Source organism: Streptococcus danieliae (assembly GCF_025447695.1).
GTDB classification, from domain to species: Bacteria; Bacillota; Bacilli; order Lactobacillales; family Streptococcaceae; genus Streptococcus; species Streptococcus danieliae.
In genome coordinates, this window is sequence record NZ_JAOBSU010000022.1 from 1 (window position 1) to 18,650 (window position 18,650).

Consider the following 18,650-nt stretch of genomic DNA (forward strand, 5'->3'; position numbering starts at 1 on the left):
ACGGCATAGATGCCTTGATGAGCTAGTGTATAGGTATAGTCCTTGAAGAAATCATCCAGATTAGCATAGTGCATATAGGTCCCGCCTTCATTAGCTGGACGCCAGGACCCAGTTGTCACCACAACCCCAGAAGGTCGCGTCTGGGCACCACCACTCATTCCTGACCAGTTATTGTCCATCTTAGCAACGTTGGAATTCCCCCAATTACTTTCTAGATAGAGCTGACAGATAACCCCCGAAATAAGCAAATCGTTCCTGCGGCAATGTTCAACAATCTTGGACAGGTTTTCCTTAGATAGGGTCTTGCCTGCATACTTGATTTCTGAACCAGTGTAGCCTGTTTTGGTGGTCGCTTGTTTGGTAGCAGTCCCTTTTTTGGGATCATCCGTGGACTGATTTGAAGTACCAGTAGGCATGATGGCATTAAAAATCTCAGCTTTGTCAATTGTTCGAGTGATGTCTTTTACATTCCGACCATACTGTAAAAGAATGTCTGAACGTCTCTTACCAACCCCTTGAGCCCCTTTTCCATCATTGGCCTTGTAGATATTCAAGATGAAAGAGTCTAAGGAAGAATCCGCTTTTAGTTTTGTAACTAACTCAATTTCAGCATCAAACTTATTGGCAATGGATAGTAGACGGTTTAAAGCTGTATCTTCGCCTTCCCACTCCAGTTTTCGTTGTTGATCCTTGACCTCATTAATTCCAATTTTAATGGCATTATTCTGAACCATTTCCCAGAGATTCATGTACTCAATAAAGGTCATGGCTTTATCTGACTTATAAGCTCCTAAATATTCATTGGTAAGCTCTAATGATAGGTAATAACAGGAGCACTCAATAGAATCCTCGTTCTCTGTAACTGTCATCACGTTAAATAGATAAGTCCGACCTTTGTAGCGAAAAGAGACAAAGGCTCGCTCATTTAAAACATTATAAGTTTTAGAGGTCATCGTATCGTATTTGAGGGCTTTTTTATAGACCGAAAAATTAAACACCGAAGAGGCTGTCTCTAAATTACGGCGCCACTCGTCATTAAAAAAATTCAAAGTGCCATCTTTGTCATTCTCGACAAAGGCAACTTTTTTCAAGTTCGCATCGTGAATTGTTAATAGCACTATAACCACCTTTCCTCAAATCGTATTGTTACCCGAGGCACCTTTCTAGTCCACTTGGAGGCAAAGAACTGAAGTTCCGACTCTCCCGGAGGAATCCGGATAAAACCAGCGCCGTCAATCAAAAGATTGGCATTCATCACGCCGTCAACCTGAATCGTGTCGTCTTCCGAATTGATGACGACTTTGGACTGTTTGCCAAAAGGATTTGTTGGCTTGTCCGTGAACTTTTTACCGAAGTCCATTCGGAAGTAAAGTTCATCAAGGTACATATGCGTTGGCCATTCGCTACCTGGATAACCGCCCCAAACAACATGGATCTTAGCTGCTTTTTTACCCTTGATGTTGGGAGCAGTTACCCGAAAATGAGAACCAAACCAATAGACGTCCACTTGGTCGTCCTTTCGATTCAAATCCGACCAACCACGGTCCCTATTGAAGGGATTCTCCTCGTTTTTGTGGCTCGGTTTGAATTTCCATTGTTTCAAAAACTCAAAACCACCTTTGCCGTCTGTGGCAAAGAAATTGTACTCAGTCTCAAAATCAGCTCCCCGTTTGATGGTCTCCACACCATAAAGGAAGGCGCCACTTTCGTCTGAGACAATGACCTTGAGAAAGCCACGCTGATTCACGCGCCCACACCAAAAAATCTGACGCCACCAAATGTACTCACTCGTGGTTCGTTCACTGCCTGGAATAACCCAGGTCAATCCCGCAGAACTGGCTCCCTGGTTTTGGCCGACCTCTCCGAGAGAGTTCAGAGCCAAGTGATTCCTTCCCCAAACATTCTCAACCTTGAGACTGGCATTTTGCACGTCGCTATTGTCATTTCTGACCGCCACGTTCTTTTGTGCCAGATTAGGCCCGCTTGCTTGAGTGTGTCCACTAGACTGACTTGATAAAGCCAATCTTGGCAGACTGTAGTTAGAAGTGCGGACAGTCAAACGGTTGGGTGAGTAGCCCCCTTGACCAGTTAGCCAGCCAGAAACAGAGATAGTTTTGGCACCATTCCCATCATGAGTGACCGAAATTGTTTTCTCAATCAAAAGAATGCTGGAGTTTTTTGTCAGCATTTGCGGCCGCCCTGAGTAAGTAAAGGTTTGGCCACTAACTGTAACGGAAGCATTGATGTCATACAAAGCGAAGGTCCATCCCTGATTCAAGAGATGAGCCCTCATCTTAACTTGACTGGTTCGAGAGCTGGTATTTTGACTAAGTGTTTCAAGAGTGATTCGTAGTCTGTAACCTCTATCGTTATTTGAAATGAACTCCATTCGAGACCCGCCAGAAGAACCTCCGTAAGAGGAAGAAGGAAGAGATACACTATTAAAGAGTCTCCCTCCCTTAAAATCGAGCAGAGGTTCAGAAGCACGAACGTAGGAGTCAGCATCAACTTTTGATTCATCACCCAAAGCGCTGATACCCTCACGATTAACAAAGGCTAAATAGCCATTCGATTCTTCATGCTCTACTTCGATGATTGGGAAGGCATCAACTGTCCCTTGATTGTCAACGGTATAGATGATTCGGTCACTTTCTACACGGTGGGTGGTGACCTCCTTATAGGTAGTAGAATGGGCAACACCATCGGGGACTAGGAAGGTGATTGTCGCCTCGTCATACCAAGTCGTGATAGCTCCAAGCGAAATATCGCCATCAGACAAGGCCCAATAATAACGATCTGGTTCATCCGAGAATTCCAATTTTAAAGGGACTGTCGTGTGTAACAGCCCCGCAATTTTTTCTCTCAGCTTATTGAGATTTTTATATCTTGATTCGTAAGGTTGCGTAGTATCAACAAATTGAATATCAGATAGCTTCACTGAAGCCAAAGAAAAACGAACTCGAATTTCTTTCATGCCTACTTTAACCCGATTTACTGTAGCCCCGAGGGTCAGAGCCGGATTGGTAGTCACATCGCGCTTATTCCCGATATCCCTTTCAACTGAGATGACATCAATCAAATCACTAAAATTCACATCGTTGTAAGTCATTATGATTTTTTCATCCATCACCGTTTTCCTTCCCTCAATAATTTGTTAATCCGTGCTTCATTAGCCTGATAGCTAGCTATATCCCTACCAGTTACCCGAGCAAACTCCTGACCATTGATGTTGAATACAACCTCACGACCAAGAGAAGCTTGAATAGTATCTAGAGCTTCGCTAAGAGCATCAAAACGCCTTTCCTCTCTACGATTGACCAATTGGTGGGTAATATCTCCCTTGATTTCCCCAAGATTTGCCTGATAACTCAAACGATTATCAAATAAATCATCCAGGCGCAAATCAATTTCACTAGCTTCTTCGACTAGGTCATCAATAGCCTTCGTCACAAACTTAGCGCTCTTTTCGATACCGACAGCCATCCCTTGACCTATGAAAATACCAACCTCATCACGGAACAGTCGAGATGGAGAATGGATTTTAGCCTTGGCTTGGGCTGCCCGCTCAGCTTGAGCAACTAATGCATCCGCTGCAGCTGTTACAGCCCCCAGTGCTGAAAGCATTCCTTGAGCTAAACCTTGGCCAATCATAGCTCCTACATTACGCATAGCCCCAACTCCAGCCTGCGCTCTCGATACTGCCGCTTGCACTAACGAATTCATGGCGCTAGAAACTTGACCAGAACCACTTCGAATCCCTTGGGCTAGGTTTCGAGTAGTTTGCTGACCAATCTGACGTCCTTGAGCTTTCATCCGATTCCCAACCGAAATAACCGCCTGTAGGGCTCGGTTCATAGCTGATTGTACTTGGCTACTCATAGTATTAAAGGCAGACACGACCGCCTGGGTAGCACCCGGAATCCCATTCAATTGACCGACAATTTGACTTGCGCTAGATCCAACTTGGGACATGCTTGCTGAAACCATTGCCAAAGCTGCGCTTAAAGCTGTGAAACCTGCTGTAAGAGCCCCAAGCGATACTCCAACCACGGAGAATTGAGTGGCCAACAGGGTCATTCCTGCCCCAGCTACAAGTAGCGTTGGCCCAATTGAACTAATCTGGTCTTTGAATAAGGTAATCGGTGCATTAATCGCTGATAAACCTGCTAGGCTTGCGACTGCTTGAGCCGCAAATGTCTGGAATCCTGTTGCAGCAGTTGTCATGATTTGAGGAAGTTGCGCCATGGTTTCTTTCAGTGGCCCAATCCCTGTACTAAAAGCAGTCATGGCTGCTGCTGCAGGTTCTGCTTCAGTTGAGAATGAAGTCATTCCTTTTCCGACTTGGGACATTGCTGAACCAAGTTCAGTCATAGCTCCAGAGTGTTTAGCCATATCACCAAGTCCAGATGCAACTTTGAAGAGCGTTTCACCTAGATCAACAATATTCATGTCAACTAGAATCTTAATTCCCTGGGCCATCTCCTTAACTCCACGACCTGCATTTAAAGCTGCATTTCCGATCGAATCAAAGATTCCAGAGATACCATCTAGAACATTTCGAACAGCACCACCAAAGCTATCAATTACCCCTTGTGCGTCCTCCAGAATATCACTAATCTGTTCACCCAGGGTTCCAAACAACTCCGTAATCGAATCGATAATCGGACCAAGATTATCAACTAGATTATTAAAAGCATCAATAATCTGAGACAATACCGGAGCAACGGCGACCACCATTTCAGTTACCGCAGGCATGAATGGTGCTAGTGCTTGAACAATCTGCACAATGGAGTCTGCAACAATTTGTACAAGAGTCGTAAAGGTATTGCTGATAATCTCCACAATGGGAGTTGCAGCTGTGATAATTTCAGCTACTCCAGAACTAATCGCTGAAACAACCTGGCTAATAGCATCTCCTAAAGCTGTAATCACAGGAGCTAGTCCGCTAAAGGATTCTATAATGGTTGCAATAGCTTCGCCTACTGCTGTAATAGCTGGAGACATCATGGCAAAAGCTGTAGCTACAATTGGTAGAACAGGAGCGACAGTAACTAAGGCATCAGCCAAACCTTGAAAAGCCATTTGAACAACTGTACCAATAGCTTTCCCCACACTAACAATCACATCACCTACAGCTCTGAGTATTTCAGAAACTCCTTGGCTCTGTGTGGCTAACAAGGTAAAACCTGCAGCTATAATGGCAATTGCTGCACCGATACCAACTGCCGCAATCGCAAATGAAGTACCAAATGCAATTAAAGTAGCTGGATTTAACCCTCTCATTCCTTGCATGATGCCCTTCATAGCAGCGCCAAATCCTTTTCCAAAACCCTCAAAAGTTTTCCCTAAGCCTTGTAAAGTAGATTTTAAAGCACCCCCTAATCCTTGGAAAGTTGACTTCAAAGCATTTCCCGCGGATCTAAGCACATTAGAAATCCCATTAAAAATCTGTGAGATTGTACTTTTGGACTTTTTGATACCGTTTGTAGCACCATCTACAGATTCTTCTGCTTTCTTTTTAAAAATACTGAATGGATTAAAAGATTTTAGGAAATTAAAACCCTTAAAAGCCAATATAGCCCCAGCAACACCCGAAACTGTTCCCCTCCAAATGTCACCACTAATCATTTGTGACAAGTTGGCAATCGCTTGAACAACTTTGGAAATGAACTTGATAACATAACCTACAGCTACTCCAATAACTTCCCAGGGGATAAGCCCTGACAACTTTTCAGACAGGTCTAGGCCGGCTTTTACCAAGTCATAAAAGGCATCTACAACAGCATCGATAGCCCCTGCTTTTTGTAGACCTGAAATAAAATCTCCAACAGCCGTAATGGCATCTTGAACCGAAAAAATAAAAAGATTGAAAACTTCTCCGACTGCTTCCATAGCATTTGAAAAAGTATTCGATTCCGACGCCATGCCTCTAAAAACTTGCGCAGCTACAGAACCCAGTAAATCAAACGTATGCAATAGGTTCTGAAAGAGACCTGTATCTCCAATTGTTGCAAATGCCGACTTGAACAATCCCCCAATTGTCGATAACACACCAGCTACTTTTTCAACGATCCCCTCAATGTCAATTCTATTGAGAAAATCACCTAGTCCCTTAGCCAGCTTATCAAAATTGATTTTATCAATGGCGTTGCTAACGGCATTAACCGCTTTGATTCCGAATTCATTCAATTTATCAAATGCGGGCATCAATTTATTCGATAGACCTTCTTTTAATCCATCAATGGCCTGGTCTACTGTTTTAAATTCAGTGGCCATCTTTTGGAAAGCATCAGAATTTCCAGCGCGCTCCATAGCGTCAAAGAATTCTTCTGTGCTGATTTTTCCATCTTGAACCGCTGCAACCAGTTCATCAGTCGACATGCCCATCTCTTTTGCAACAGCTGCCATACCGGCAGGCGCTTGTTCCATCATGATTTTAAAATCCTGCCAAGCAACTTTAGGCTTTGATGCCATCTGAGTCGCTTGTTGAGATAGAGATTTCATCGCTTGAGCTGGATTTTCCGCAGAAGCCGCCAAGCCACCAAAGGCCTTAACGAGACTACCTACATTTTTTGTCCCTACGGCTTCTAATTGTGAGTAGGTGCTAGCCATGTCTGAAGCAGAATAAATGGTCTTAGTGGCAAAATCCTGCATCTCTTGCTTAGCAGCAGCAATTTCTGCACCCGATTTTCCAAAAGCCTGTAGATTCCCCTCAAAAGTTTTCCAGGCTTTTTGCGAACTATTCAATTCGGAAACCATCCCTCCAATTCCAGAGGTAACAGCTCCAATTCCTGCTGTCAAAGCTGAACTCACCAAGTTAGCCCCGAGAACCGATTTAAAGACTGAACCAACCTTTCCTGCCATTCCTGTCAAACCAGTTACAGATTGTTCTGCTTTTTTAAAAGCACTTGAAAATCCACTATCTCGAGCCTTCAATATCGCTTCAACTGTATAGCTTGTATCGCCCATTAGTACCCTCCTTTCTTGTAATGTTGCATGCGCTTCGCAATGGCTATCAGATTCTCATTGACTGGAGTCGGCTGCCCTTTACCGAGTTTTTCCTTCCAGCGCTTATCCTCGTTGTAGAAATCCTTGAAACTTTTGAATCTATACTCTTTTCCGTCTTTTATCGTTTCTTTTATGCGTCGATTCAAAAAAGCTTGAAGATGCAAGTCCTTCTCACGTTCCAACTGAGTCATCATACGACCACGGTTGCGAATTCGATATTCAAATAAGGTCATTCGATTAGCCTCGTTGAAATCGCCGATCCCGAAAAAAGCAAAAACGGTGGCTAACATGTCCTCATAAATTTCCCGAGAATCGTTTGCCACTGTGGTCTTTTTCGATTCTAGCCCTCCATCGCTTCTAGGGTTTTCTTGACTTTTAGCTTGGTCATTGGCGCAGTCTTTAAGACAGATAAAAAATCGTCAAAAGCTTGTTCCAAATCATCCCCTTGTTCTTCAATCCACAATTCAATCTCTGCAGTGGAAGGACGGCTGCGCAGAGTCATGGTTGCTGCCTGGATAATGTCTGCAAGAATAACAGGGTTATAGTCCTGTAGATAAATCACAGCTGCCTGAATCCCCATCCCGAAGGAAACACCGTTACCATTCACCTCATGGCGCTTATCCATCTCCCGAATAAAGCCGATGCCGTAGTGTAGATCATAAGATTTGCCGTTAATTTCAATTTGTTTCATTGTTTTGTCTCCTTTGTAAAAATAAAAGAGGGGAAAGCCCCCTCAACCTAGTTGCCTGATGTTGTAATAGCTGTTGTGTCTGCAAAGGCATAGCGAATTGCTGCTTCTTGGTCGGCGGTCAGAGTAGCATAGCCCTCAACCGGTTTGCCGTCAATCGCCATCTCTGTTGAAATGGTCTCCAACTCCTCTACATTAGCGGGAGTTTCCCAGTTTGACAGAGAGCCTTGAGCATAGAGCGCTGGGTACTTACCACCCTGTTTCGTTCCAGCTAGGTCAATCTCCCAAACCTCCAGCTTAAATCCTTGAAGAACCGAATCCTTCAACATTTTATTCAATTCGTCGTGGCTAGCCACTGCCTCAATCTGAAGAGTAACCTCAAGACCACCATCTGACACAACCGCTCCATCTTTGGTCTTAGTTGCCTCATTGGAACGTTCGTAGTTCCAAGAGTGTTCTGTTTGCAGAGCTAGCTTAGCAGCCGCTTTTTTATCTCCGAGTTTACGGAACATCAAGATTTTGTCTTTACCAAAATTTGCCATTTTGTTTTTCCTCTCTAATGAAATTTAAATTTTAAATCCAGCACTCCATGATAGAGCATTTCATCGGTTGAATCATCTTTCAAAATTTCAGATGAACTGGATAAATCCATGGACCACTTCCGACCATCGATTTCTTGAATAGCGGAAAATTCCTGCATCAATTTTCCAATCCAGTCTGATACCAGTTTTCGATTTTCAATCGTTCCCCAGATATCAACCTGGGCAATAACTGTCCCAATTAAATAAGACTTAGTCGGTCTCGGCAGTAACTGGGTGTAAGCAACCGTCATAAAGGGATAGGGAGTCCCCTCTTTTGGCAAGAAAGGGTAAGCATCTAGCCCAAGGACAGTCGCTCGGTGAATCAGCTCGTCATGCAACTGCTGGTCCGGTTGTTTATTTAGCAAGACCAGCTCTCCTTAAATCATCTACGAATTTGGGATGGACTGCCTCAAAAGCAGGCTTCATGAACGGTTGAGCCGACATCTTCCGTGTCCCTTTTTCGAGGTAACCCGAATAATCCGTCCCTGCTTTGACTCTAGCCACAAGACCCCCATCTGTAATCTGAAGCTTAATAGAACGCTTAGTAGCTCCTGTTGGCTTCACAAACTTCTTCCCTTGCCAATGACCTCTAAAAACAGCTCGTTGTTGAGCACCTTTTTGAAGATTGGAACCATGCTTTTTGACAACTTCTTTATGGGCCCTCAAACTCGCAGCAGTCTGCAAGTGCTTCAATAAAGGCTCGTCTCCTTTAATTTCTAGCATTGCCATCTAGCACCTCGTTTACATAAAAAATGGTTCTCCCATTCCTTTGAACCGGTTCTTGAACAATAGTAAAAGGCCGCCCGTCTATTTCAACAGAATCGACCTTTCCTTTATATCCTCTGGTGTGAATAACCAAGCTAGACTGGTTCAACTTGCCACCTAGGGCATTTAACAACTCAACCCTCACAGGAGAGGTAAAACACGGTAAATCGGCTATAACCTTTCTGTCCGACACCATTCGCCCTAACTTGCTGTCATAGCGTTTCTTTTCCTCTCGGATAAGTCTCACACGCTGGTTGTATCTCATAGTATATGAATCCCTCCCCGGCGTTCCTTGGTCTCTAAAAGGCTTAGTTTTGAGCGAATAAGGTCATCATAAGGCTCAAACTCGGACGAAGCGTCATCGTAAGTCACAGAGTGCCCTTCGATCGATTCCGCTTTTGCACCCTCTGAACCCCTGCGGTTGAAACGTTTAATCGTGCAATCCTCAATGACAAAGGCGAAAATTCCATCAACTGATTCTACTGAATAAGCCAACTTAAAATGGTCCAGCACCTTACGGATGAGTAACAAAAGCAAATCATCTTGGAGGTCATCTTCGATATCCAAGTCTAATTTTACATTCACTAGTACAGCGTTTTTGTCTAACTCGGTCATCCAATACCTCCTAGTTTAATAAATCCAGCAGCTCCTGTTTTTTCGCTTTAGGATTGTACTCAATGCCACGTTCATCTAACTTAGCTTTCAGTTCATCCAGTTTCAAATGCCCAAAATCGCTCTTTTCATCGTCGGACAAAAAACCGAGGGCAGTCAACTCCTCTGTCCTGCCCCCTTTATAGGTTTCCCCGATGTAATAGATTTCTTGGGTTTCTTTACATCGGAAAGTCTTAATTACATTCCCCATGATCTACCCTCCTAGGCTTCTGGCACAGTAGAAAGCATATAGACCTCATCCAAACGCTCAAAGGATGGTAAAGCAATCATAGAAACCTTAGTCTCCACGTTTACCGGGTCAGCATGCTTGATGGTGGTTACTGCGATACCCGTATCGACAATAGCAACCTTGGCAGCTTCTGAATTACCACCCATTAAGTCTGATTCCTCTGGTGTGGTACCAAAGACAGTTTTACCAAGCGGGCCATTTGGAGCAAGAGTTACCCGTCCATCTGGATAGAATTTCTTGGTGATTCCATCATCATCTTTATAGGTCCCATTTTCAAGGGCAACCGCAAGACCATACTCAGACTCAAGATAATTGGTCAATTCTCGGTTGGTTACGCCAGCTGCGTCAGGAGCTGTTGGTTTAATAGCAAAAAGGGTTGACTTGGCATTCTTGATTTCTGCGAAAGTCTTAGAGTTTAAAATCAACACCTCTGCCTTAGCTCCAGTTGCAGCAAGAGCGTCCATAGCTTTCGAGATGTCCGCCAAAGGAGTCGCAGTTGCAGCATCAGACCAAGCTGTTTTTACAGAGCCCTTGTTGGTATCAGCCACACCATAATCGATGTCACGAGCTACACCATTTGAGAGAATCCCGATTTTACCAGTCGCCAAAACTTGGAAACGCATAGCCTGCAAGCGAGCATGAGCCCCACTCAAAAGGCGGGTTTCATCATCAAAAATCCCCTCAATAATGGTATCAATCAAAGCTTGATTGTTTGTTTGAGCAATCAAGTTGAGCTGTTGACGGTCTGATTCCTTAACGACAATACCTTCTTTAAAGTAAGGCATTTCTTCCTCATTAAGGGTTACGTTCATCCGCTCACGAAGAGTAGCTTCGGTATCAAAAGCAGAAGCACGAATAACAACCGGCAAGCCCGCTGATCCCTTAATAAAGGCCAACTTCAAGCCAAGTTGTTTTTTAGCCGGAAAAGCACGCTCCCCCAAGCTTGTTTCCACATTCGCTTGAGAGGTGTTCCAAAAACCTGCCAAATTAGGGGCAGTCACAATATCATAAATTAAAGCCATTTCTTAAGCTCCTTTCACAAATTGGATATGAGGGAGTTTTCCCTTGATTTCATCAGTAACAGACCCACCGTTTACCTTATCAGCACGGAGAGTTCCACGGTAGACCAGGGAAGCTACCGCGTTGCCGTCTGTCACATCTGCATCATAGAGCAAAACCCCATCTGGCGCAGTCGCGTTCGCTTTGACCTTTTTCTTACGGTCTTCAAAAACGGAAGCACCATCTCCAGCTAGGAGTGTACCTGCCTTGACAATTTTTCGACCATTTTCAGTCACTGTACCAGTAGTTTCTTTATCAATTGTCACCGAAATCGCTTCATAGGTCATGTTATGCAAGATTTCAGCAACTCCAAAAAGTTTCTTTTCTGCCATATTAGCCTCCTTATACTAATTTCCCGCTAGTTTTCTTGCCCTTAGCAAGACTAGCCCCATAATTGGATTGTTTTGATACATCAGAACCGAGCCCTGGTGCATCTTGTCGAATGGTTTTCTTAACTTCTTCTGAGACCGCCTCGTTAAAAGCTGCAATAAAGTCCGTTACAACCTGTTTCGTCTCCTCGGCATCAAGAGTCACCAATCGATTCAAAAGCCCGTCAGCTAGCGTAATTCTAGACTCTAAAAGCATGTCACGAGCAATCCCCTTCATCTCATTCAGAGTTTTTTCATCTTTTAGCGATTGCAACTCTGCCAGAAGTTTCTCACGCTCGTAGTTAGCCTTTTCCTTCTCATTCATATTCGCTAACTTCTCAGCTTCATTCTGTTCAGCCTTGAATTTCTCCTCGGCATCTTTGTGCGCTTTCGCAACTGCACGATTCACAGCCTGTTGAATCTTTTCGGTTACTTCTGCTTGAGTGAATGTCTTTTCTGTTGCAGCGTCCGATTTAACCTCCTCTTGAGTGTCGACCTCCTCCTGAGTTTGTTCTTCCACTACACCGTTTTCAACTAAATCTGCCATGTTGGCCTCCTTGTTTTGAGTCATGTCTGACTATATTCTCTTGCGCAGTTTTAAGCCTTGAGCATGTTTCGGGCATAATAAAAACCGTATGGAATTCCAGACGGTTAGATTTCATGTGGTTCGTGCTTAAATTCAACTGAAACTGTTATACCAGTTTGAATAGTTTTCTTATCTTCGTGTTTAAGCGCTTTTGAAGCCCCAATGGTAATCTGTGCATCTGGATAACGCTCCTTTAAAGTGTGAATCATACTTATAGCCGTTTCTATCTTATCCATCACAACCACCGCTTCACGAAACCTTTCTTTTCCTTTTTATGAATTTCGTTCCGAACTGACTCAAACTCGTTGTTTGTAGCCTGCGCATTCTGCTCAACCAATCGATTCAACCTAATGTTCTCGCGGATCAGAAAATCGATGTGAGTTTCTGCAATTCGTAAACGAGTTGCAAGCTCACGCTTCTTCATCATTCGCTTGTTCATACCTACTCCTTTCCAGGGTACGAAAAAAGCACTTAGATTGCTCTAGTGCTTAATTGATATTTACAAATTTAACAGTTTGTCCTACAGAGAAATCGTCAGTTTTATCAATCAAAACCTCTGTCCAAATATTCGAAGGCGTCCCTTTCACCTTATGGAATACTACTTCATCTACAGTTAATAACTTACCGACAACACCGTCAGATGGGACATTTTCGTCTAATGATATAACCGTTCCAAACGGAGCTTGAAATATATCTTTAATCTTCATACTTTTTCAACTCCCCTTCCCAATATTTGAGGTTTTGTATCGTTTGCTTTGTCTCACTTTTAGGTATATTATACTTCTTTTCCACAGAAAGTAAATAGTGTTGCGCCTCTATCTCTCCTTTTATTTTAGATAAATCATCACCTTCAACAAGACGACCATCTAGCCACTGTTCGGCGTGATACAACTCCTCTAAAATTTCAGAAATAGTAGGTTTCTTTTGAAGAGCAATTGTATATGCATCGTAATTCAATGCCGCTGCTTTTTGCTTTTTCAGATACTGCTCGGACTCATCATTTTGCCAAATCACACCGCCTCTTTCTCTGAATTTCTTAGTAAGTTTGTTCTGACGTACAATATTTACAGGTCTTCGTTTATTCTTATCTTTGTTCCGAGACATCGCTTCCTTAGCATAATAGGACGGCCTATACTCCACCCCCATACTCTCAGCACTCTCTCGGATAATCCGTTCATACTCCTCCTCACTAAGTGAGTAATGCGCTGCTGCTGAACAGCGACAATGAGGATGCATGGGGCTGGCATTCTCTCCTGGTGTCATCTTGGCTACTTTGAAGATTTTCCCATCCAAGGGCTTACAAATCTCACAAGCTTTAGGTTCTGAAATGAATTCATACTCCGTGTAGCCGTTAGCATCAAAAGCCTGTTTCTGGGCTTCTGTCGCAACTCTAGCACCTTCTGTAACTGCCAGTCGTCTTGCCTCGCTAGCAGATACCCCAAACTCTCGTCTAAGCCTTGGAATCATCTCTGTTGGGTTCTTACCCCTCAGCAATAAATCCTCTGTCATCTTAGCTACGATGTGGCGGAGTTCATCTTGTCTTTCCCAGATACGACTGGACCAAGTTGCTCCTTTGAATGGCGTATTAAGTGTTGCTTGGGCCATTTGCTTGATAGCACCATCAGATAAGACAGACCCACCCAAAAGACCCGCTTGTAGCTCCAACTCTTTCGCATACTCCTGATTTAAGAATTTTTCCGTCATCTTATGCTCCGAGTCTGACAAAGCAATCATCTCCAAGTCCATTTGGTATTGAAGCAACTCCAAGCGTTTCATACGCATTTTCAGATTATAGAGGGCAAGCTCTGAATTGGCCTTAGCGGAGAAATCTTTTTCTGCAACATAGCGCTTGGCTTTTTCTTCAAAAGCCTGAACATCCATGTCAGAAACTCTTTCCCTGACATCTTTAAGGGTCAAGCCGTTTTTATCAGCATAGCGTTGCTCAAAAGCACGGATTTCTTTTTCAATTTCAGAAAAATGATAATCGTAAAGGCGTTTCATCTCCTCACCAAGACTTGCATCACGCTCAATCTTAGCTTCTTGCTCCGCCCTTATTCTCTTTTTCCAATAATCATTGTTCATCGTCTAAATCCTTATCGGCTAAGCGTTGATTTTTGGCCATCTTCTGGGCTAAAAGACTGAATTCTTCATCCTCCTTGCTCAACTTATCCAATTCAGCCTTGGGATCCTCCACAATGTCAGTAATCTGCATGGCTGTTTCTTTGGAAAGCTCACCACCGAGAGCCTGGAAGGCTTCGATTTTCTCCTGCAAGGACTTAGGCAGGTTCGGAGTGAAGGTCACTTTTAGCTTAGCAACGTCAAAATCCTTGATTTCTTTAAGAAGTGTTGAAACTGTCGCAATTAACCGATACCTACGCTTAAGAGAACGTTCAAAAAGAGCCTGCATGTCAACCCGCTCCTGGTCCAGACCAAAGACTTTCCACTTCATGGCCTCGCCAGACTGGACCCCAGAGAAATGTTCGTCTGTCATGTCCGGTGTATTCGTAAATTTGTGGATATCATTGACAACCCGCTTCTTGTAAGCCTCTGTACCATTGACATCGTACTGCTTATAGAGATACCTAGCATCCACATTCCCCTCTTTACCATCAGCATCAACCGGAGGCTCAATGTTCATAAGCCGAGCTTGGCGCATTTTCGACAAATATTCAATCTGTTTTTCAGCGGTATCTACATAATCAGGAAAAGAAACACGACCAAAGATCGCTAAAATAGCGTCTGATAAATCCTGCATATAGTTAGCTGTATCCGATTGAGCACTATCATAGAGGTCAATCAGAGAAAGTTCCGTTTCGTAATCTCCCATACCATTCCCAGTATTCAGATACTCTGTAATAGGGACCAGATCAAAAGCGTGAGAGGTAGAGGCCACCTCAATTAGCTTTCCATCGTATTCAAAGGTCACTATCCGATTATTCGTATAAAGTTCAACAATCTTGATAGTTTCATCAAACTGGGATTTTCGATAATACCGTACACCAGCCACGCTATGATTTTCTAGGGTCATGTCAAATATAACGAATGTCCCTAGTGGATCCAGTTTTACTGCTCGTGTAGTATCGTCTTTAGCTCTATAAATCAAGTCATAAGCCCGACCGACTTTCGATAAATCAAGAACCAGGTCTCGATTCAATTGGTGAAAATCATTCAACCTAGCCAGCTCTTTAAAAGCGTCATCTGTAGCCGTGTCTTCCTCATAATCAACCCGGATAGGATTACCAACTAGATACCCCTGTTTGAAGCTAGAAATGGCTTTACCGAAATTATGAACCGCTCTGACATCCGCCATATCCTTTTCTCTACGCCGACCAACCTTGCTGATTTCATGATTGTTGCCTTCGGCATAATCATAAAGCTCCTGAATCCTCGGCCTTTGAACCGATTCATGATGGGCAATGTAATCACGAAGCAATGAGTAGTCATTCGCTTCAAGCTCTGCTAAAGTGCTTACACGATAGCGAAGACGAGCTTCACGGTGAAACCGGAACTCTAGCTGCCTGCTTCTTCCTGTACTATCACTAAAAGTTTCAATATAGCCCATGTTTCTCCTTTCCTATAATCCGAAACCCGCTCTCAAGACATCGAATTGAGTAGATTTTTGTTTAATGTGATACCGTTCCATCGAATATCGTAAGGCATCGATGATGTGGTTGTTCTTATCGATTGGTTCATTCAACCAGTTTCCTTCTTTGTCTTGTGCGAATGTGTAAGTGTTAAACTCCTCAATAGTATTCTCGCAAGATGGGTGAATGTGAATCTTGAAGCCTTGCAAGAACTGAATCCCTTGCATGATAGACCCTTTCCCTTTGTAGCTAGCCACGACACCCTGAATCCCTTTACTTCGGATTTCGGCGATCAACCGTTTTTCCGCACTGTCTGCAGTCAGTAGGGTTCGTTCCAGCTGATTGTCTTTCAGCATTTTAACAATAGCATCGGTCAGCATGCCTCTTTGATAATGTTCTCGGTATATCCAAATCTCTTTCTTCTCCAAATCAACTGCCGAACAAACAAGAGCGGTAGGATCATGGGTAAAACCAAAGTCAAGACCAGCTGTTGTTTCATTGATTCGCTGAATCGTTTGGTCAATGTTAAAGTCAACAACTGAAAAGTTATCGAACACCAAGCCCTCAGCGACTCCCCATTCGCCATCACAGACGATTCTAGCCCGCCTAGGGTTAGTCAGGTATAAATCCTCATATCGTTGGATATCGACCTCATCAAGCCACTCATTGACTCTGTAGGTGGTCGTCAAAGCTAAGGTATCTGCTCGCCTCGTATCTTCATCAAAAAATACTTTCTTGAGCCAGTGTCGTTCCGACCAGGGGTTGAAAGTCACTGTGATTTGTTTGAAGAAATCCGGAACATCTAAACTCCCCCGGATAGATTCGACAACTGTTGAAAACTTGGCTTCACTTTCAATCTGGTACGCTTCTTCAAACCAGGCCCAGCAAAGAATGCCAACATCGACCGTAATGGATGTGATTTTCAACTCATCATCAAGCCCTCGAAATAGAATTTTCTGACCTGTTTTTCTGACAGTGATTTCCGGCAACGACTCATTAAACTTGAATAAGTGTAGAACTCCCAACTGATTGCAGGCCCATTTGAAATCTGTGTAAGTTGACTGCTTATTTGTATTTGAATAGCGTCGAACTACTAAAAGATTAGCCCACTCATACTTAAGCATTCGAACAATAAAATTGAGAGCAGTAGTCTTTGATTTCTTTGATCCACGGCTGCCTTTTACAACTCGATAGAAGTTTGTGGAGTGCCAATACTTGCCATACCCTTTACCAACAATCGCTGGCAGGTTCTTAATCAAGGATTTCTGACTCATTCGCAAACACCACCGTTCCTTTAATCTCAGTCTCTACTTTATCGTTCCACTCATCCTTTCTATTCTTCAACCAGAATATTTGAGCTGTAGTATTTGGTTTATGGTACTTCTTAATGGTAACGACATCCCCCTGATTTGTGACTGTCTCTTCAGTGTAGTAAAAACCAGTAGCTGTCTTATACAGAGCATTTTCTACCTGTCTGTCGGCTACTTGTTTACTCTCTTTTAGGGTGGCCGAAAAGGCCGGAAATTTTTTCTTCCAGTCTTTGAATGTTGAATAAGAGATTCCAATATTGCTTGCAATCTGAACATCCGTCAATCCATCTCTGGCCCAGCCTTTTACCAGAAGTAGACCTTCATCAGTTACCCAGTCGGTGTACTTCGCCAGTTTGACCACCTCCTAACTTCATCGATATTAATAATATTTTTAGCGGTAAACTGCACTGTAAGTAAACCATTCATCTTTAACAACAGTCTTGCACATTCTCGCTTATCAATCTTATTTTCGGATGTCAAATACAAGTAGACAACATTGCACGAAATAAGCTTAATCATTTGTACTTGATTATTGACATCAATTTCTTCCTTGTTTAATTTTAAAACCTTTTCAATAAACAATTCTTGTTCTTCTGTATACACTGGCTCAATTGAGTAGTCATAAATCGCACCCTCGCCACCAATTGTTGAATTATATCCGTTGATATAAGTACCTTGATTTTTAATCCACTCTTTTTCCAATCTAAAGAGTTCAGCCTGATTATCTGCACGGTCTACCACATGAATTGAAAAATTATCAGATCCATATTTCCTAATTGCTCTTCCAATAACTGAATTTGCAACACAATGCTCAGCAAAACGTTGATGTACAGTTCGAGTTGTAACTCCAATGTACTTCTTGCCATTTATTTGATTTTCAATACAATAAACAATTCCATAGCACATTTTATTCACCTCAAACTATATCTTAACACGGACAGTAGGAATCGAACCTACACCAGAGGTTTTGGAGACCTCCGTTCTTACCATTAAACTATGTCCGTAAAACAAAAAGCAGCGACCTAAATCACTGCTTCATCCACCATTTTTGCTTGTACTAAAAAATCGAAAGGAGACTCTATGTCTGAAATCGCAAATGGTACGCTGCTGCTTGACTGAGTAGTTGGTGGATTATCTCTGGTTCCTTTGAAAAACCATGCTACCAATTTATCACTTAAAAAGTGATACTTCTATAGCTTTTTGTATCACATTCCGCTTTTTTCAGCAAAAATCGATAAAATTCGCTTACGCTTCCGATAGATTCCCATTCTACTGATGTGTAATTTATCAGCTATCTCCTCCCAAGTATTACGAGATCCTTTTGACCAGCGCAATTCAAAAATACTCTTTAACTCATCATCTAATTCAGCAATTGTTGCACGTACTGCTTTTTCAAATGTCTCAAGTGATTTTATCCTTGCATCATCCGACCATAGTGCAATGATTCGCTCAGTCGGCTTTGAAACTGTATTTCCTTTACCTCCTCCGATGTTATCGTCATGCTCAATAGCGGTTTGTAATTCCAGCTTTCTATGAGCTATGTTGCTCATGACATAAGGATAGTCAAATAATCGCTCATCCAGGGCCTTTAGCTGCGCATTACTTAATCTCATCTATCTCCTCCAATCAATCCCATCTGCAATAGCTTACTAGCAATATCCCTGGCATAGTCTGAACCCGTCTTATCAGCTAGATGGCTATAATGTATGTAGATTTTTTCAAACACTTTCACAGCATTCTGATAGTCTTTCAATTCATCCAGACTCACTGTAATGTACTTAAATTTTGTACAAGGCCTAG

At 42.9% G+C, this 18,650-nt stretch carries 24 protein-coding genes and 1 tRNA gene; all 25 read right to left on the reverse strand.

The genetic code is table 11. The annotated features are described in order from the left end of the window. Window positions 1-1,118: phage tail spike protein (locus N4310_RS02540; protein WP_262091954.1), on the reverse strand; the 1,118-nt coding region annotated here is incomplete at its 3' end. Continuing rightward, on the reverse strand, window positions 1,118-3,127 hold the full coding sequence (locus N4310_RS02545; protein ID WP_262091955.1) for a distal tail protein Dit: 2,010 nt from the start codon (window positions 3,125-3,127) through the stop codon (window positions 1,118-1,120). The genes N4310_RS02545 and N4310_RS02540, both read right to left, overlap by 1 nt. Further along, the gene (locus tag N4310_RS02550) at window positions 3,127-6,969 is read right to left on the reverse strand and encodes a tape measure protein (protein ID WP_262091956.1); all 3,843 of its coding nucleotides are present in this window, start codon (window positions 6,967-6,969) and stop codon (window positions 3,127-3,129) included. The genes N4310_RS02545 and N4310_RS02550 overlap by 1 nt, the downstream gene beginning before the upstream one ends. Continuing rightward, a complete protein-coding gene (locus tag N4310_RS02555; protein ID WP_262091957.1) occupies window positions 6,969-7,331 on the reverse strand; it encodes a hypothetical protein in 363 nt (120 codons plus the stop codon). Before N4310_RS02555 ends, N4310_RS02550 begins: the two co-directional genes overlap by 1 nt. 17 nt (window positions 7,332-7,348) lie before the next feature. Further along, window positions 7,349-7,699 carry a tail assembly chaperone gene (locus N4310_RS02560; RefSeq protein WP_262091958.1) on the reverse strand — a complete coding sequence of 117 codons (351 nt, stop codon included), beginning with the start codon at window positions 7,697-7,699 and terminating at the stop codon, window positions 7,349-7,351. Between the two features lie 47 nt (window positions 7,700-7,746). After that, the gene (locus N4310_RS02565) at window positions 7,747-8,238 is read right to left on the reverse strand and encodes a phage major tail protein, TP901-1 family (RefSeq protein WP_160332078.1); all 492 of its coding nucleotides are present in this window, start codon (window positions 8,236-8,238) and stop codon (window positions 7,747-7,749) included. 14 nt (window positions 8,239-8,252) lie between these two features. Next, window positions 8,253-8,642 (reverse strand): hypothetical protein, encoded by a 390-nt coding sequence (locus N4310_RS02570; protein ID WP_262091959.1) that lies wholly within the window; start codon window positions 8,640-8,642, stop codon window positions 8,253-8,255. Further along, the gene (locus N4310_RS02575; RefSeq protein ID WP_262091960.1) at window positions 8,632-9,006 is read right to left on the reverse strand and encodes an HK97-gp10 family putative phage morphogenesis protein; all 375 of its coding nucleotides are present in this window, start codon (window positions 9,004-9,006) and stop codon (window positions 8,632-8,634) included. The genes N4310_RS02570 and N4310_RS02575 overlap by 11 nt, the downstream gene beginning before the upstream one ends. Continuing rightward, window positions 8,987-9,307: a hypothetical protein gene (locus tag N4310_RS02580; protein WP_160332075.1), complete on the reverse strand. Its 321-nt coding sequence runs from the start codon at window positions 9,305-9,307 to the stop codon at window positions 8,987-8,989. Before N4310_RS02580 ends, N4310_RS02575 begins: the two co-directional genes overlap by 20 nt. Continuing rightward, complete coding sequence (locus N4310_RS02585) at window positions 9,304-9,657, reverse strand: phage head-tail connector protein (RefSeq protein WP_262091961.1); 354 nt, start codon at window positions 9,655-9,657, stop codon at window positions 9,304-9,306. The genes N4310_RS02580 and N4310_RS02585 overlap by 4 nt, the downstream gene beginning before the upstream one ends. Before the next feature lie 10 nt (window positions 9,658-9,667). Then, window positions 9,668-9,904, reverse strand: a complete 237-nt coding sequence (locus N4310_RS02590; RefSeq protein ID WP_262091962.1) for a HeH/LEM domain-containing protein — start codon at window positions 9,902-9,904, stop codon at window positions 9,668-9,670. Between the two features lie 11 nt (window positions 9,905-9,915). After that, on the reverse strand, window positions 9,916-10,965 hold the full coding sequence (locus tag N4310_RS02595; RefSeq protein ID WP_262091963.1) for a major capsid protein: 1,050 nt from the start codon (window positions 10,963-10,965) through the stop codon (window positions 9,916-9,918). 3 nt (window positions 10,966-10,968) lie between these two features. Beyond that, window positions 10,969-11,334 (reverse strand): hypothetical protein, encoded by a 366-nt coding sequence (locus N4310_RS02600; RefSeq protein ID WP_262091964.1) that lies wholly within the window; start codon window positions 11,332-11,334, stop codon window positions 10,969-10,971. 10 nt (window positions 11,335-11,344) lie between these two features. Further along, the gene (locus tag N4310_RS02605) at window positions 11,345-11,917 is read right to left on the reverse strand and encodes a DUF4355 domain-containing protein (RefSeq protein ID WP_262091965.1); all 573 of its coding nucleotides are present in this window, start codon (window positions 11,915-11,917) and stop codon (window positions 11,345-11,347) included. 104 nt (window positions 11,918-12,021) lie between these two features. Further along, window positions 12,022-12,192 (reverse strand): hypothetical protein, encoded by a 171-nt coding sequence (locus tag N4310_RS02610; protein WP_262091966.1) that lies wholly within the window; start codon window positions 12,190-12,192, stop codon window positions 12,022-12,024. Then, window positions 12,192-12,395: a hypothetical protein gene (locus N4310_RS02615; protein WP_262091967.1), complete on the reverse strand. Its 204-nt coding sequence runs from the start codon at window positions 12,393-12,395 to the stop codon at window positions 12,192-12,194. The genes N4310_RS02610 and N4310_RS02615 overlap by 1 nt, the downstream gene beginning before the upstream one ends. A 49-nt stretch (window positions 12,396-12,444) precedes the next feature. Beyond that, window positions 12,445-12,663, reverse strand: a complete 219-nt coding sequence (locus N4310_RS02620; protein ID WP_262091968.1) for a hypothetical protein — start codon at window positions 12,661-12,663, stop codon at window positions 12,445-12,447. Beyond that, window positions 12,653-14,038: a minor capsid protein gene (locus N4310_RS02625; protein WP_262091969.1), complete on the reverse strand. Its 1,386-nt coding sequence runs from the start codon at window positions 14,036-14,038 to the stop codon at window positions 12,653-12,655. Before N4310_RS02625 ends, N4310_RS02620 begins: the two co-directional genes overlap by 11 nt. After that, on the reverse strand, window positions 14,028-15,518 hold the full coding sequence (locus tag N4310_RS02630) for a phage portal protein (RefSeq protein ID WP_262091970.1): 1,491 nt from the start codon (window positions 15,516-15,518) through the stop codon (window positions 14,028-14,030). The genes N4310_RS02625 and N4310_RS02630 overlap by 11 nt, the downstream gene beginning before the upstream one ends. Before the next feature lie 12 nt (window positions 15,519-15,530). Further along, on the reverse strand, window positions 15,531-16,814 hold the full coding sequence (locus tag N4310_RS02635) for a PBSX family phage terminase large subunit (protein WP_262091971.1): 1,284 nt from the start codon (window positions 16,812-16,814) through the stop codon (window positions 15,531-15,533). Then, entirely contained in the window at window positions 16,792-17,202 is a 411-nt protein-coding gene (locus N4310_RS02640; protein WP_262091975.1) for a helix-turn-helix domain-containing protein, read from the reverse strand. The genes N4310_RS02635 and N4310_RS02640 overlap by 23 nt, the downstream gene beginning before the upstream one ends. Next, window positions 17,178-17,756 carry a GIY-YIG nuclease family protein gene (locus tag N4310_RS02645; RefSeq protein WP_262091972.1) on the reverse strand — a complete coding sequence of 193 codons (579 nt, stop codon included), beginning with the start codon at window positions 17,754-17,756 and terminating at the stop codon, window positions 17,178-17,180. Before N4310_RS02645 ends, N4310_RS02640 begins: the two co-directional genes overlap by 25 nt. A gap of 26 nt (window positions 17,757-17,782) precedes the next feature. Further along, window positions 17,783-17,854, reverse strand: a tRNA-Trp gene (locus N4310_RS02650). 201 nt (window positions 17,855-18,055) lie between these two features. Beyond that, entirely contained in the window at window positions 18,056-18,463 is a 408-nt protein-coding gene (locus N4310_RS02655) for a transcriptional regulator (RefSeq protein ID WP_262091973.1), read from the reverse strand. Then, window positions 18,460-18,650 (reverse strand): hypothetical protein (locus tag N4310_RS02660; protein WP_262091974.1); only part of this gene is annotated, 191 nt, incomplete at its 5' end. The genes N4310_RS02660 and N4310_RS02655, both read right to left, overlap by 4 nt.

Coding starts and splice junctions, on each gene's coding strand:
- N4310_RS02655 (WP_262091973.1), bottom strand. CDS start 18,463: ATGAGATTAAGTAATGCGCAGCTAAAGGCCCTGGATGAGCGATTATTT.
- N4310_RS02625 (WP_262091969.1), bottom strand. CDS start 14,038: ATGAACAATGATTATTGGAAAAAGAGAATAAGGGCGGAGCAAGAAGCT.
- N4310_RS02590 (WP_262091962.1), bottom strand. CDS start 9,904: ATGGGGAATGTAATTAAGACTTTCCGATGTAAAGAAACCCAAGAAATC.
- N4310_RS02550 (WP_262091956.1), bottom strand. CDS start 6,969: ATGGGCGATACAAGCTATACAGTTGAAGCGATATTGAAGGCTCGAGAT.
- N4310_RS02575 (WP_262091960.1), bottom strand. CDS start 9,006: ATGGCAATGCTAGAAATTAAAGGAGACGAGCCTTTATTGAAGCACTTG.
- N4310_RS02545 (WP_262091955.1), bottom strand. CDS start 3,127: ATGGATGAAAAAATCATAATGACTTACAACGATGTGAATTTTAGTGAT.
- N4310_RS02615 (WP_262091967.1), bottom strand. CDS start 12,395: ATGAACAAGCGAATGATGAAGAAGCGTGAGCTTGCAACTCGTTTACGA.
- N4310_RS02610 (WP_262091966.1), bottom strand. CDS start 12,192: ATGGATAAGATAGAAACGGCTATAAGTATGATTCACACTTTAAAGGAG.
- N4310_RS02600 (WP_262091964.1), bottom strand. CDS start 11,334: ATGGCAGAAAAGAAACTTTTTGGAGTTGCTGAAATCTTGCATAACATG.
- N4310_RS02565 (WP_160332078.1), bottom strand. CDS start 8,238: ATGGCAAATTTTGGTAAAGACAAAATCTTGATGTTCCGTAAACTCGGA.
- N4310_RS02645 (WP_262091972.1), bottom strand. CDS start 17,756: ATGTGCTATGGAATTGTTTATTGTATTGAAAATCAAATAAATGGCAAG.
- N4310_RS02605 (WP_262091965.1), bottom strand. CDS start 11,917: ATGGCAGATTTAGTTGAAAACGGTGTAGTGGAAGAACAAACTCAGGAG.
- N4310_RS02585 (WP_262091961.1), bottom strand. CDS start 9,657: ATGACCGAGTTAGACAAAAACGCTGTACTAGTGAATGTAAAATTAGAC.
- N4310_RS02635 (WP_262091971.1), bottom strand. CDS start 16,814: ATGAGTCAGAAATCCTTGATTAAGAACCTGCCAGCGATTGTTGGTAAA.
- N4310_RS02560 (WP_262091958.1), bottom strand. CDS start 7,699: ATGAAACAAATTGAAATTAACGGCAAATCTTATGATCTACACTACGGC.
- N4310_RS02595 (WP_262091963.1), bottom strand. CDS start 10,965: ATGGCTTTAATTTATGATATTGTGACTGCCCCTAATTTGGCAGGTTTT.
- N4310_RS02630 (WP_262091970.1), bottom strand. CDS start 15,518: ATGGGCTATATTGAAACTTTTAGTGATAGTACAGGAAGAAGCAGGCAG.
- N4310_RS02620 (WP_262091968.1), bottom strand. CDS start 12,663: ATGAAGATTAAAGATATATTTCAAGCTCCGTTTGGAACGGTTATATCA.
- N4310_RS02580 (WP_160332075.1), bottom strand. CDS start 9,307: ATGAGATACAACCAGCGTGTGAGACTTATCCGAGAGGAAAAGAAACGC.